Annotated in this window: 10 protein-coding genes, 1 pseudogene and 1 other annotated feature; of the genes and pseudogenes, 10 read left to right on the top strand and 1 reads right to left on the bottom strand. The window is 66.4% G+C overall.

Going from position 1 to position 13335, the window contains the following annotated elements; genetic code table 11:
* Positions 1 to 88 precede the first annotated feature (88 nt).
* Entirely contained in the window at positions 89 to 403 is a 315-nt protein-coding gene (locus ACH2AT_RS05015; protein WP_394964105.1) for a helix-turn-helix domain-containing protein, read from the top strand.
* 224 nt (positions 404 to 627) lie between these two features.
* Here the strand turns inward: ACH2AT_RS05015 and asnS are convergent, their stop codons facing one another.
* The gene (asnS, locus tag ACH2AT_RS05010; RefSeq protein ID WP_394964104.1) at positions 628 to 2013 is read right to left on the bottom strand and encodes an asparagine--tRNA ligase; all 1386 of its coding nucleotides are present in this window, start codon (positions 2011 to 2013) and stop codon (positions 628 to 630) included.
* Positions 2014 to 2100: 87 nt separating this feature from the next.
* Positions 2101 to 2351, bottom strand: a binding site (T-box leader).
* A gap of 97 nt (positions 2352 to 2448) precedes the next feature.
* Here asnS and ACH2AT_RS05005 point away from each other — a divergent pair.
* From ACH2AT_RS05005 to ACH2AT_RS04965, 9 genes and pseudogenes are all read left to right on the top strand, one after another.
* Positions 2449 to 3264: a hypothetical protein gene (locus ACH2AT_RS05005; RefSeq protein ID WP_394964103.1), complete on the top strand. Its 816-nt coding sequence runs from the start codon at positions 2449 to 2451 to the stop codon at positions 3262 to 3264.
* Between the two features lie 78 nt (positions 3265 to 3342).
* Positions 3343 to 4941: a PucR family transcriptional regulator gene (locus tag ACH2AT_RS05000; RefSeq protein WP_394964102.1), complete on the top strand. Its 1599-nt coding sequence runs from the start codon at positions 3343 to 3345 to the stop codon at positions 4939 to 4941.
* A 287-nt stretch (positions 4942 to 5228) separates the two neighbouring features.
* Positions 5229 to 6767 (top strand): hypothetical protein, encoded by a 1539-nt coding sequence (locus tag ACH2AT_RS04995; protein ID WP_394964101.1) that lies wholly within the window; start codon positions 5229 to 5231, stop codon positions 6765 to 6767.
* Positions 6768 to 6794: 27 nt separating this feature from the next.
* The gene (locus tag ACH2AT_RS04990) at positions 6795 to 7469 is read left to right on the top strand and encodes a cysteine hydrolase family protein (protein ID WP_394964100.1); all 675 of its coding nucleotides are present in this window, start codon (positions 6795 to 6797) and stop codon (positions 7467 to 7469) included.
* A gap of 34 nt (positions 7470 to 7503) precedes the next feature.
* On the top strand, positions 7504 to 9126 hold the full coding sequence (locus ACH2AT_RS04985) for a hypothetical protein (RefSeq protein WP_394964099.1): 1623 nt from the start codon (positions 7504 to 7506) through the stop codon (positions 9124 to 9126).
* Between the two features lie 69 nt (positions 9127 to 9195).
* Positions 9196 to 10056: a DUF2877 domain-containing protein gene (locus ACH2AT_RS04980; protein WP_394964098.1), complete on the top strand. Its 861-nt coding sequence runs from the start codon at positions 9196 to 9198 to the stop codon at positions 10054 to 10056.
* Entirely contained in the window at positions 10049 to 11590 is a 1542-nt protein-coding gene (fdrA, locus tag ACH2AT_RS04975; RefSeq protein ID WP_394964097.1) for an acyl-CoA synthetase FdrA, read from the top strand. The genes ACH2AT_RS04980 and fdrA overlap by 8 nt, the downstream gene beginning before the upstream one ends.
* A 5-nt stretch (positions 11591 to 11595) precedes the next feature.
* Positions 11596 to 13014, top strand: a complete 1419-nt coding sequence (locus ACH2AT_RS04970) for a DUF1116 domain-containing protein (protein WP_394964096.1) — start codon at positions 11596 to 11598, stop codon at positions 13012 to 13014.
* A gap of 28 nt (positions 13015 to 13042) precedes the next feature.
* A pseudogene (locus ACH2AT_RS04965) lies at positions 13043 to 13335 on the top strand (carbamate kinase); the annotation flags it as partial.

Genomic DNA, 13335 nt, shown 5'->3' with positions numbered 1-13335 from the left:
AACAAAATAATGTTATGTTTTTCAAAGAAACGAACACAAAAACAGTGTGCGCGGCATGCCGCGGGGGAGAGAAGGGAGAGACGAAACCATGCGCGGAGATCGTTTGGCAGAGCTGCGAAAGGACGCCGGGCTGACCCAACGCCAGTTCGCGCAGCAGCTGCACGTTTCGCTGAACACCGTGTCCGGCTGGGAGCGGGGGCTTGCCGACCCGGACGACGAGACAAAAATTTTGCTTGCAAGGCGGTTTGAAGTATCGATGGATTATCTGATGGGCCTTACGGACAGGCAGAAGCCGCAGGAGCGCCAGGGCGCGGCCTTTTTATACATAAAAGACCTGCCGCCCGCCGCCGCGCGGGAGCTGGAAGAGTTTTTGCAGCAGCTGAAAAAGAAATACCGTCTGTAAAAGGCGGCGCGCCGGCCTCCGGGTCTGCGCCGGCCTCCCAGCCTGCCTCCGCGCCGGCCTCCGGGCCTACACCTTCACCTACACCGACATGACCGTCGGCTGGGCCGAGGCCTTTGAAGACTCCATCGCCTCCATCACCCCCGTGGCGCAGTAAAACACATCAACAAAAGCGGCGGCCTCGCAAACGCGAGGCCGCCGCTTTTCTGCTTTTTGGGAGCCGCGGCTCAGAAGCCGCCGGCGGTGCGGGGGTAGGGGATGACGTCCCGGATGTTGGGGATGCCGGTGAGGTACATGATGAGCCGCTCGAACCCCAGGCCGTAGCCCGCGTGGGGCACGCTGCCGAAGCGCCGCAGGTCCAGGTATTCCTTGTAGTCGGCCATGTTCATGCCCAGCTCCTGCATCCTGGCCTCCAGCCGGTCCAGCCGCTCCTCGCGCTGGCTGCCGCCCACCAGCTCGCCCACGCCGGGCACCAGCATGTCGGCGGCGGCCACGGTGCGGCCGTCGTCGTTGGCGCGCATGTAGAAGCTCTTGATGGCGGCGGGGTAGTCGGTCACGAACACCGGCTTGCCGTACACCTTCTCGGTGAGGAAGCGCTCGTGCTCGGTCTGCAGGTCGGCGCCCCACTCCACCTTGTACTGGAACTGGTCGTTGTGCTTTTCCAGCACCGCCACCGCCTCGGTGTAGCTCACCCGGGCGAAGTCGGCGCCCACCAGGGCGTTCAGCCGCTCCAGCAGGCCCTTGTCGAAGAACTGGTTGAAAAAGGCCAGCTCGTCGGGGCACTGTTCCAGCACATAGCCGATGACGTACTTCACCATCGCCTCGGCGTTGTCCATGAAGTCGGAAAGGTCCGCGAAGGCCATCTCCGGCTCGATCATCCAGAATTCCGCGGCGTGGCGCGGGGTGTTGGAGTTCTCCGCCCGGAAGGTGGGGCCGAAGGTGTAGACGTTGCCGAAGGCCATCGCCATGGCCTCGCCCTCCAGCTGGCCCGACACCGTCAGGTTGGTGGCCCGGCCGAAGAAATCCTTGGAGCAGTCCACCCTGCCGTCCTCAGTGCGGGGCACATTGTTCAGGTCCAGGGTGGTCACCCGGAACATCTCGCCCGCGCCCTCGCAGTCGGAGCCGGTGATGAGGGGGGTGTGCACATAGACGAAGCCCTGCTCCTGGAAGAAGCGGTGGATGGCCCAGGCCGCGGTGCTGCGCACCCGGAAGGCCGCCGCAAAGGTGTTGGTGCGGGGGCGCAGGTGGGGCATGGTGCGCAGAAATTCCACGGTGTGGCGCTTTTTTTGCAGGGGGTACTCCGGCGGGCAGCTGCCCAGCAGCTGGACGCTGTCGGCGTTCACCTCCAGCGGCTGCTTTGCGCCGGGGGTCAGCACCACGCGGCCGGTCACCCGCATGCTGGCGCCCACGCCCGCCTTGGCCACCTCCTTGTAGTTTTCCAGCTTGGCGGCCTCAAACACCACCTGCAGGTTTTTGAAGCAGGAGCCGTCGCTCAGCTCGATGAAGCCGATGTTTTTCGAGTCCCGCACGGTTTTTGCCCAGCCGCAGACGGTCACGACGGCGCCGTCGGCAGGGGGGCGGGAAAGCAGGTCTTTGATGATGATGCGTTCCATTGTTCCCTCTCCTTTTTCATAAGGTGTGTTTCCGTTTGCTCTGCGGTGAAACGGTAAAAAAAGACCGGCAGCCTGGTTCGTCCCCTTCATTAGGACGAATCGCTGCCGGATCCGCGGTGCCACCTAACTTGCCGTTTTCACGGCCCCTTTTCCGCTCAAAATCTAAGCGTCGCGGCTTAACGCGCCGCCCACGTCGCGCCCTACTGCCGCTTTTCAAAGCGGGTTGGGGCGCGCAGCTCCAAAGTGTTCCTTCCGCCGGGCGCCGGGCGGGGCTCGCACCGTCCCCCGCTCGCTGGGCCGCCGTTTGCCGGCGTACTGCTCTTTTTCACAGCTTTTGTGAAAACAGTGTACCCCTTTCGCCGCCTTGTGTCAAGGCCCGCCGCATTTTTTCGCCGCCGGGGCGGTATGCTATCAGCAGGGAAGGGGGGCGGCGGCATGAAAAAGAGGCTGGCGGCATCCGTTTTGGCCCTGGGGCTGGCGGCAGCGGCGGCGGTGTGGGCGGGCCGCGCGCCCCGCTTCGCCCACGCCTTGCCCGATTACCCCATGGTGGACCTGACGGGGGTGGTGGCGCGGGCCGAGGCGGGGAAAGCCGACTACGCGCTGCTGCTTGCCCAGACCGGCCTCGGGCCGGCGGCGGTGGACGCCCTGCTGGAAGCGGGCCGGGGCGGGGAGCTTGCGGACTTTCAGGCCCGGTACTTCGCCCCCTGCGGCTGGAAAACGGTGAAGGGGGCGGCGGTGGTGCGGCTGGAGGTCACCGAGGGGGATTTTGAGTTCGCCCCGCTGGAAAAGGGGGACATCCTGCTCACCCCCTCCAGCCGGTGCGGCGGTTGGCGCAACGGCCACGCGGCGCTGGTGGTGGACGCGCAGGAGGGCCTGGTGCTGGAGGCCTACAGCCTGGGCTGCCCCAGCCGGCTGAGCCCCCTCTCCACCTGGCAGGACAAGGCCGCCGTGGCGGTGCTGCGCCTTAAAGGGGCAAGCGAGGCGCGCCGGGCCCGCATGGCCGACTGGGCGCGGGAAAACCTGGCGGGCCTGCCCTACGGGCTGTTTTCCGGCCTGCCCTGGCTGGGGGAGAGCGCCGGCCCGCCCGCCACCCAGTGCGCCCATCTGGTGTGGTGCGCCTGCGCCGCCTTTGGGTACGACGTCGGCGGGGCCGGCGGCTGGCCCGTCACCCCGCGGGACATCTCCCTTTCGCCGCTGCTCGAAACGGTGCAGGTCTGGGGCCTGCCCCAGGGGCGGCGCTGGCCGTCGTGAGGGCCCGCCTTGCGGCGGGGCATCCGGGTGTGCTAAGATGGTACAAAACGGGCGCGGGCCGGAAGGGGAGGAACGAGGATGCTGCGAGTGCGGGAGCTGCTGGCGCTGGACCATTTCCGCGGTGCCACGGTGGCGGCGGGGGGGCAGGGTCTGGACCGGATGGTGGAGGACATCGCCATCATGGAGGTGCCGGACATCGAGGACTATGTGAAAAAGGGCGACTTCCTCATCTCCACCCTCTACCCCATCCACAGCGACAAGAGAAAGCTGGAGGTGTTCATTCCCCGGCTGGTGAGCCTGGGGCTTTCGGGGCTGGGGGTCAAGCTGAACCGCTATGTGGACCGGGTGCCTCCCGCCTGCCTGGAAGAGGCGGACCGGCTGGGCTTTCCGGTGATCGTGCTGCCGGAGGGCAGCAATTTTTCCAGCCAGATCAACACCTTTCTGAAGGAGAGCCTGCACCGCAAGAGCATGGAGCTGGAATACCGGGACGGCATCCACAACAAGGTGATGGAGATCATGCTGCGGGGCGAGGAGTACGAGGGCCTGGCCCGGGCGCTGGCGATGCAGACCGGCAAGAACGTCACCCTCTACAGCGCGGCGGTGGAGAAGCTGGCGGAATACCGGGTGGACCAGGACTTCGATTTCGAGCAGCAGCAGGTGTTCGACGCGGTGCGGCTGGACCAGACCTCCTCCGAGGAGGATTACAAGCGCTTTTTCCTGGAGGACGGCTGCGCCGTCTTCTATAAAGTACACTACGGCGCGGAGAAAGCGGGCTACATCGTTTTGTCCGGCCGCCAACGGTTCACCCTCACCGCCATGGAGCGCATGGGGGTGGAACAGTTCGCCATGGCCTTCCGGGTGATGACCCAGCGCCAGCGGGCGCTGGACGAGCTGGAGCGCCGCTACCGGGAGGAGTTCACCTGCGACCTGCTGTTCGGCAAGGTGGAAAGCCAGCAGATCGCCGCCTCCCGGGCGAAGGCCCTGGAATGGAAGCTCACCTTCCCGGTGAGCATCCTGCTGATGGACGTGCAGCTGCCCGCCCGGGGAGGGGACCGGGGCAGCGTGCTGCGGGCGCTGAAGAACCGCGCCCTGCCCGCCGCCGCCCGGGGCGGCAGCCTGGAAACGCTGTTCCTGGCCAGCACCGGCAAGTACATCGTGGCGTTTCTGGACGCCAAGGCCGCCGAGAACCCCGAGCGGGTGGTGCAGATCTTCGGCGACGTGCTGACCGGCCTGCACATCGGCTACGCGGCGGGGCTTTCCCGCCCGGCGGAGAACCTGCGCCAGCTGCCCCGGGCCTACCAGGAAAGCAAGGACGCCATGCGCATCGCCCGCCAGACCGGGCAGGACCGCTCGCTCTATTTCCGGGACATCGGCACCTACCGGGTGCTCCACGCGGCGGCGGGCAGCCGGGAACTCACCGAGTTTTGCCGCGACACTCTGGGCCCCCTCATCCGCTACGACGCCCAGCACAACATGGAGCTGATGGCCACTTTGGACGCCATCCTGGCCTGCAACGGCAATCTGAAGGAAGCGGCCAAAAAGATGTTCCTGCACTACAACACCGTGCGCTACCGCCAGCGCCTTATCGAAGAGCAGCTGGGCAAGCGCCTTTCAAGCCTGGACGACTACCAGGACCTGAACCTCGCCATGAAGATATACCGCCTGCGCAAGCCCTGAACAAGACAAAAAAGAGCCGGTCCTGCCGGCTCTTTTTTGTCTTTTGCCCCGGCGGGCAGGGCTGTCAATTGTTTTTGAGAAACAAAATTTGGCAAGCTGTTTTGTCACCGGGAGATAAATACTTTTGCTCTGTGATGTGCTAACATTAAAAGCAGGAACGACCCGGACGGCCGATGCGGCGCGCCGACCGACGCGGGGGCGGCGCGCGGGCACAAACGCCGCGGCCGGCCGGGTGGGATATCTCCTGCAGGAGGGTTTTCAGAGCAAGTGCAAGGAGGGATTTCTTTGTGAGAGGAACGACCATTCCGCTGTTTCAAAAGTCGGATGTGGACGGCTTTTTCGGCCTGTTCACCAACAACCTGACCAACGTGCTGGTGCTCACGGGGCTTTTGCTCTACACGGTGCAGATGCCCGGGGAACTGGTGTTCGGGCGGGTGCTGCCGGCGGTGGGGCTGAGCATCTTCGTTGCGGGGCTGCTCTACGCCTTCATGGGCTGGCGGCTGGCAAAAAAAGAGGGGCGCACCGATGTGACGGCCATGCCCACCGGCATCAGCGTGCCCCACATGTTCCTGATCGTTTACATGATCATGCTGCCGGTGAAGCTTCAGACCGGCGACCCGTACCTTGCCTGGTACGCGGGCGTTGCCTGGTGCTTTGTGGAAGGCGTTGTGGAGGCGGTGGGCGTTGTGCTGGGCCCCGCCATCCGCAAGGTGGTGCCCCGGGCGGCCCTGCTGGGCTCGCTGGCGGGCGCGTCCATCACCTGCATCATGACCAACGGCGCGCTGCAGAGCTTTGAGGTGACCTACATCGCCCTGGCCAGCTTCGCGGTCATCCTGCTGGGCTTTGTGGCCAGGATGCGGATGCCCTTCAAGCTGCCGGCGGGCCTGGTGGCCATCCTGCTGGGCACAGTGCTGGGCTGGGTGTCCGGCTATATGGAGCCGGCGGCCCTGACCGAGTCCTTCTCCAACATGGGGGTCTACGCGCCCCTTCCCGCGCTGGACGCGCTGCTGGGCGGCTTCAAGGCGGCCTCGCCCTATCTGGTGACGGCCATCCCCCTGGGCATGTACAACTTCATGGAAACGCTGGACAACCTGGAGAGCGCCGCCGTTGCCGGCGACTCCTACGACACCCGCCAGGTCATGCTGGCGGACGGCGCCACCAGCATTCTGGGCGCCTTGTTCGGTAGCGTGGTGCCCACCGCGGTGTACATCGGCCATCCCGGCTGGAAGAGCGTGGGCGCGCGGCTGGGCTATTCCTGGATGAACGGCCTGGCGGTGCTGCTGATCTCGGTGTTCGGCATGACCTCGGTCATGATCAACATCGTGCCCATGGCGGCGCTGCAGCCCATCCTCATCTACATCGGCATCCTCATCGGCTCCCAGGCCTTTGAGCATGTGCCCAAGGCCCATTTCCCGGCGGTCATCCTGGCGCTGCTGCCCTGGCTGGCTGACTGGGGCATCACCCAGATCGACAACGCCCTCGCCGCCGCCGGCACCAGCGCCGCCGCCGTGGGGCTGGAGGCTCTGAGCGGCGCGGGCATCTACTACCGCGGCTTTGAGATCACCGGCAACGGCAACATCCTGGTGAGCATGCTCTGGGCTTCGCTGCTGGTGTTCATGCTGGAGCGCAACCTCAAAGGCGTGCTGGCCGCCTGCGCCGTGGGCGCCGTGTTCACCTTCTTCGGGGTCATCCACGCAAACGGCGTGGGGGTGGCCCAGGAGCCGTCCGCCGTGGCGGGCTATCTGCTGGTGGCGGTGATCAGCGTGCTGATCTTCCGCTTTTCCGGCCGTTCCGAACAAACCGACGACGCCGCACCCGCGGCATGACATCCCACATCAAAGGAGGAGACCCATATGAAGACCTATTCCGCCCAGGCACTGCCCTACGAGTTCGACTTTGACCTGGAACACACCGCCCTCGTTATCATCGACATGCAGCGCGATTTCTGCGAGCACGGCGGCTTCGGCGAAAAGCTGGGCAACGACATCGCCCTGACCAAGGGCATCATCCCCACCGTCAAGACCATGCTGGAGGCCGCCCGTGAAAAGGGCATGATGGTCATCCACACCCGCGAGGGCCACCGTCCCGACCTGAGCGACTGCCCGCCCGCCAAGCTGAACCGCGGCCGCAAGCAGGGCGCCGGCATCGGCGACATGGGCCCCATGGGCCGCATCCTGGTGCGGGGCGAGTACGGCCACGACATCGTGGAGGAGCTGTACCCCATCGAGGGCGAGCCCATCATCGACAAGCCCGGCAAGGACGCCTTCTACGCCACCGACCTGGAGCTGATCCTGCGCAACAAGGGCATCACCAAGCTGATCGTCTGCGGCGTGACCACCCATGTGTGCGTCAGCACCACCATCCGCTCCGCCAACGACCGGGGCTTCGACTGCCTGCTGCTGAGCGACTGCTCCGCCGCCTTCGACCCCGCGGACCACGAGGCCGCGGTGCGCAACATCTGGCAGCAGGGCGGCATCTTCGGCTGGGCCACCACCTCCGACAAGGTGATCGCCGCGCTGAACGCCTGACCCGCAACGCTTTAACTTGAGAGGGGAATACATAATGAACAACGCGAAACAAACGGTCGGCACGCCGCTGTGGGCATCCGGCGACCTGAACGGCTTCTTCGGCCTGTTCTCCAACTCCTTGACCAACTTCCTCACCGCCGTGGGCCTGCTTTCCGGCATCGCCATGCCCGGCGACATCGTCTTCGGCAAGATCGTGCCCGGCGCGGCGCTGAGCATCGCTTTGGGCAACTTCATCCTGGGCTGGTTCGCCCGCCGCATGTCGGTGAAGGAGAACCGCAGCGACGTGACCGCCATGCCCTACGGCCTCAGCGTGCCCCACTACTTCGCGGTGGCGCTGGCGGTCATCCTTCCCACCTACGCCGCCACCGGCGATTGGACCGTGGCCTGGGCCACCGGCGTGGTGTGGAACCTGATCGAGGGCATCATCATGCTGGTGGGCGCTTTCGTGGGCCCCACCCTGAAAAAGCACATCCCCCGCTCGGCCATGCTGGGTGCTCTGGCGGGCTTTGCCCTCACCTTCATTTCCGGCGTGCCCATGGGTGAAGTGTTCGGCGCGCCCTACATCGGCCTGGTCTGCTTCATCATCCTGATGGTGGGCTGGATGGCCCACAAGCGGCTGCCCTTCAACATGCCCGCCGGCGCCTTCGCCATCCTGGTGGGCACCGCCATCGCCTGGGCCACCGGCTACCTGCAGCCCGCCGACGTCACCGCCGCCGTGCAGGACTTCGGCATCCCCATCCCCGGCCTCACCGTGAACCTCTTCGGCATCGGCTTCGCCCAGATCGCTCCCTTCCTGCCCGCCGCCATCCCCCTGGGCATCTACGACTTCCTGGAGAGCCTTGACAACCTGGAAAGCGCCGACGCCGCCGGCGAGCACTACCCCGTCGCCCTGTGCATGAGCGTGCCCGCCATCCTCACCATCCTGGGCGCCTGCATCGGCAGCGTGTTCCCCACCATCATCTACATCGGCCATCCCGGCTGGAAGGCCACCGGCGCCCGCGTGGGCTACTCCTTCCTCACCGGCGCGGCCATCCTGGTGCTGGCCTTCACCGGCCTGCTGGCCCTGGTGTCCGCCGTCATTCCTCTGGTGGCGCTGCTGCCCATCCTGATCTACATCGGCATGGTCATCGGCAACCAGGCCTTCTCCACCGCCAAGGCCCGCCACATCCCCGCCATCGTGCTGGCCTTCCTGCCCTACATCGGCAGCTTTTTGGCCGGCAAGATCGACTCCACCATCACCGCGGTGAACAGCGCGCTGGCCGCCGCCGGCTCCAACCTCACCGTGGTCATCTCCGACGTGGCCTCCGAGGGCGTGGCGAACGTGACCAACGCGGTGATGAGCGGCAACGGCGTGCCCTATCTGGGCTGGCTGCGCCTGAGCAAGGGCGATATCATCATCGCCATGCTGCTGGCCTCCATCGTCATCTACGTCATCGACAAGCACTATCTGAAGGCCGCGGTCTACTGCGGCATCGGCGCGGTGCTCTCCTTCTTCGGCATCATCCACGCGGCCACCTTCGGCATCAACGTGGGCCCGGCAATGACCATGGGTTACCTGGGCATGGCCATTGTGCTGGTGGTGATGACCTACTACCGCAAGCAGGACAACGTCCTCGACCCGGAAGTGCTGGCGGAAGAAGAAAAAGAGCACGCATAAGCGGGCCTGAAAGCGCGCGGGGTGGCTGACCGCCCCGCGCGTCTTTGCAAGGACCGGGAGGTGAGCCCAGTGGACCGAACCATCGATGTGACGCGCCTGGAGCAGCTGCTGCACCGGCGGCTGCAAACGCCCGGCGAGGGCGTGGTGCGCGGTGTTTACCGTCACAGTGTCAATGTGGAGACACAGGGGCTGTTTTTCACCGTGCTGCATCCCACGCCGGACAGCGGCCCCGCCTGCGCCATCCTGGCCGAGGGCGCGGATTTTTCCGCTCTGGGCGTTTCGCCCGGGCAGGCCGTCCGCTGGGAGCGGGGCGTGCTGGAGACGGACGGGCTTCGGCTGGCTTTTGCCGGCGCGAAGGTGTGCGACTGCCGCTTCGGCGCGCGGGCGCTGCCCCTTCCGAACCCCGCCGCCGCTGCCTGCCGGCTGAAGGCGCTGCTGGCGCCCGCCGCGCAAAAAAACGCCGCCCGCTGGGGCGAGGAGCTGCGCGAGGCTCTCGAGCTGCGGGCGGGCGGCGTTTGCGCGGCGCTGGAACAGCGCGCCGACCCGGCGGAGGCAGTGCGGCGGCTGGTGGGCTTCGGCCCGGGGCTGACCCCTTCGGGCGATGACATCCTCACCGGGCTTTACGCCGCTTTGCGGGTGCTGGGCGGCGGAGCGGCGGAGCTTGAAGGGCTGGAAGAAGCCCTGGCCGCCTGCGCCGGACGCACCACCCGGGTGGGCGGCTGGATGCTGACCTGCGCGCTGGACGGGCGCTGGCGGGCCAGCCTGCAGGCGGTGCTCGCCGCCTGCGCCGACCCGGCGCTGACAGACCTGCCCTCGGCGGTGGATTCGCTGCTGGCGGTGGGGGCCAGTTCCGGCTACGACATGTGTTCCGGCGTGTACAGGGCCCTTTGCCTTGTGAGCCGGCTGAATAGGAGTGAAGACAATGGCTGATCTGATCTGTGTCAGACAAAACGCATATTACGATTCCGTCACCCTGATGACCCTCTCCAACAAGCTCAAGAAGATGGAGGGCGTGCAGGACGCGGTGGTCTCCATGGCCACCGAGATGAACAAGGAGCTGCTGGCGGGCATCGACCTGTCCAACAGCGAGGTGGAGGCTGCCGGCGCCAACGACCTGCTCATCGCCGTGCGGGCCGACAGCGAGGAACTCTGCCGGCAGGTGAGCGAGCAGGTGGACGTGCTGCTGGCCGCGAACGGCAAGGGCGGCAAGAAAAAGACCGAGCAGACCTTCCGCACCATCGCCCAGGCCAAGGCGGCCGAACCGGAACTGAACCTGGCGGTGATCTCGGTGGCGGGCAAATACGCCGCCCGGGAGGCCCGTCAGGCGCTGAAAAACGACATGCATGTGATGCTCTTCTCCGACAACGTCACCGTGGAGCAGGAGAAGGAGCTCAAGGAGATGGCCCACGAAAAGGGCCTGCTGGTCATGGGCCCGGACTGCGGTACCGCCATCCTGAACGGGGTGGGCCTGTGCTTCGCCAACCAGGTGCGCCGGGGCGACATCGGCATGGTGGGCGCTTCCGGCACCGGCCTGCAGGAGGTCACCGTGCTGGTGGACCGGCTGGGCGGCGGCGTCTCCCAGGCCATCGGCACCGGCGGGCGCGACCTGTCGGCGGACATCGGCGGCCGCATGATGCTGGACGGCATCGACCTGCTGGACGCCGACGAAGCCACCCGCGTCATCGTGCTGATCTCCAAGCCCCCGGTGAAAGAGGTGGCGGAGAAGGTCCTGGCCCGGGTGGCCCGGTGCAAAAAGCCGGTGGTGGTCTGCTTCATCGGCGCCGCCGGCGGCGAGGACGTGCCCGGCGCGGTGTTTGCCAAGAGCCTGGACGACGCCGCCCGCAAGGCGGTGGCCCTCTCCAAGGGCCAGCCGCTGGAAGAGGAGGCTCCCTTCGAGGCTCCCGCGGCCCTGCTGGAGAGCGTCAAGGCCCTGCAGCCCGGGCAGAAGTACATCCGCGGCCTCTACTGCGGCGGCACCCTGGCCTCCGAGGCCCTCTACGAGATCGCCAAGGAGTGCAGCCCCGTCTACAGCAATGTGGCCAAAAAGCCCGAACAGAAGATGAAGGACCTGGCGGTGAGCGAGGCGCACACCATCATCGACTTGGGCGACGACGCCTTCACCGTGGGCCGTCCCCACCCGATGATCGAGCCGGAGCTGCGCAACGACCGCCTGCTGGCGGAGGCGCTGGACCCCGAGACCGCCGTGGTGCTGCTGGACTTTGAGCTGGGCTACGGCTCCCACGAAGACCCGGCGGGCGTGGCGCTGGAGGCCATCCGCGCCGCCCGGGAGAAGAACCGGGCCGCCGGCCGCGAGGTTCTCTTTGTGGGCTATATCCTCGGCACCGACAGCGACTTCCAGAACTATGCCGCCCAGCGCGCCGCGCTGGAAGAGGCGGGCGTTCTGGTGGCCGCCAGCAACCTGGATGCGGTGCGCATGGCGCTGGCCGCGGTGAATGGGAGGTAAGGGAAATGAGCGAACAGAATTTGTTCGGCAGCAAGCTGCACATCCTGAACGTGGGCACGCCGCTGTTCCAGAAAGAGATCGCCCGCCAGCAGGTGCCCTGCCTGCATGTGGACTGGAAGCCCGCCGCCGGCGGCGACCCGGTGCTCATCGACGCGCTGGACCGCCTGCTGGAGGACCCGGAGGTGGACGAGGCCAACCGCATCGCCGCCGAGAAGATCAAGAACGCCCATCCGGTGCTGGTGGACATCGACCAGGCCATCCGGGTCATCCCCGGCATGACGGCCAAGACCATCCTCCACGCCGGCCCGCCCGTCGCTTACAAGGACATGTGCGGCCCCATGCGGGGCGCCATCATGGGCGCTTTGATGTACGAGGGCCTGGCCGCCACCCCCGAGGAGGCGGACGCCCTTGCCGCCAGCGGCGAGATCACCTTCTCGCCCTGCCACGAGCACCACGCCGTGGGCCCCATGGCGGGCATCATCTCCCCCAGCATGCCAGTGCATGTGGTGAAGAACGTCACCGACGGCAACTGCAGCTACGCCACCGTGAACGAGGGCCTGGGCAAGGTGCTGCGCTTCGGCGCCAACAGCCCCGAAGTGCTGGACCGCCTGCGCTACATCCAGAACGAGTTCATGCCGGTGCTGAAACAGGTCATCGCCCTGGCCGGCGGCGTGGACCTGAAGAACCTCATCGCTCAGGCGCTGAACATGGGCGACGAGTGCCACAACCGCAACAAGGCGGCCACCGCCCTGCTCATCCGCGACCTGCTGCCCTGTTTCCTGGACGACTCTATCGACCAGGCGGCGGCCAAGAAGGCCCTGGCCTTCATGCGGGGCAACGAGCACTACTTCCTCAACCTGTCCATGCCCGCCTGCAAGAGCATGCTGGAGGCCGCCCACGGCGTGCCCAAGTCCACCGTGGTCACCGTGATGGCCCGCAACGGCGTGGAGTTCGGCATCAAGGTCAGCGGCATGCCCGCCGATATGTGGTTCACCGGCCCCGCCCAGATGGTGGAGGGCCTGATGTTCCCCGGCTTTGACGAGACCGACGCCGCCCCCGACCTGGGCGACAGCGCCATCACCGAGACCACCGGCATCGGCGGTTTCGCCATGGCGGCGGCCCCCTCCATCGTGCAGTTCGTGGGCGGCAGCGTGTCCGACGCGCTGGCCTACAGCACCCAGATGTACGACATCACCACCTCCGAGAACCCCAGCTATTCGCTGCCCCCGCTGGACTTCCGCGGGGCCGCCACCGGCATCGACATCCGCAAGGTGCTGGCCAGCGGCATCCTGCCGGTCATCAACACCGGCATGGCCCACAAGGAGGCCGGCGTGGGCCAGGTGGGCGCGGGCATCGTGCACCCGCCCGTCCTCTGCTTCGAAAAGGCCGTGGCCGCCTGCGCCGAGGCTTATGAAAAAGCCTGAGCCTCAAAATCTTTAAGGAGAATTCGACATGTCTAAGATCGTCATTGCCCTGGGCGGCAACGCCCTGGGCAACACCCCCGCCGAGCAGCTGGCGCTGGTCACCGGCACCGCCAAGCCCATCGTGGACCTGATCGAGGCGGGCCACCAGGTCATCATCGCCCACGGCAACGGCCCCCAGGTGGGCATGATCAACCTGGGCCTTTCCACCGCCGCGGCGGCGGGGGCCATCAAGGCCGACATGCCTTTCCCCGAGTGCGGGGCCATGAGCCAGGGCTACATCGGCTATCACCTGCAGAACGCCATCAACAACGAGCTGACCGC

Origin of the sequence: Candidatus Allofournierella excrementigallinarum (genome assembly GCF_944388085.1) — a bacterium.
Lineage (GTDB): Bacteria > Bacillota > Clostridia > Oscillospirales > Ruminococcaceae > Allofournierella_A > Allofournierella_A excrementigallinarum.
Note: the sequence above shows the minus strand (reverse complement) of the source record. Positions and strands in the feature narration are given on the sequence as shown.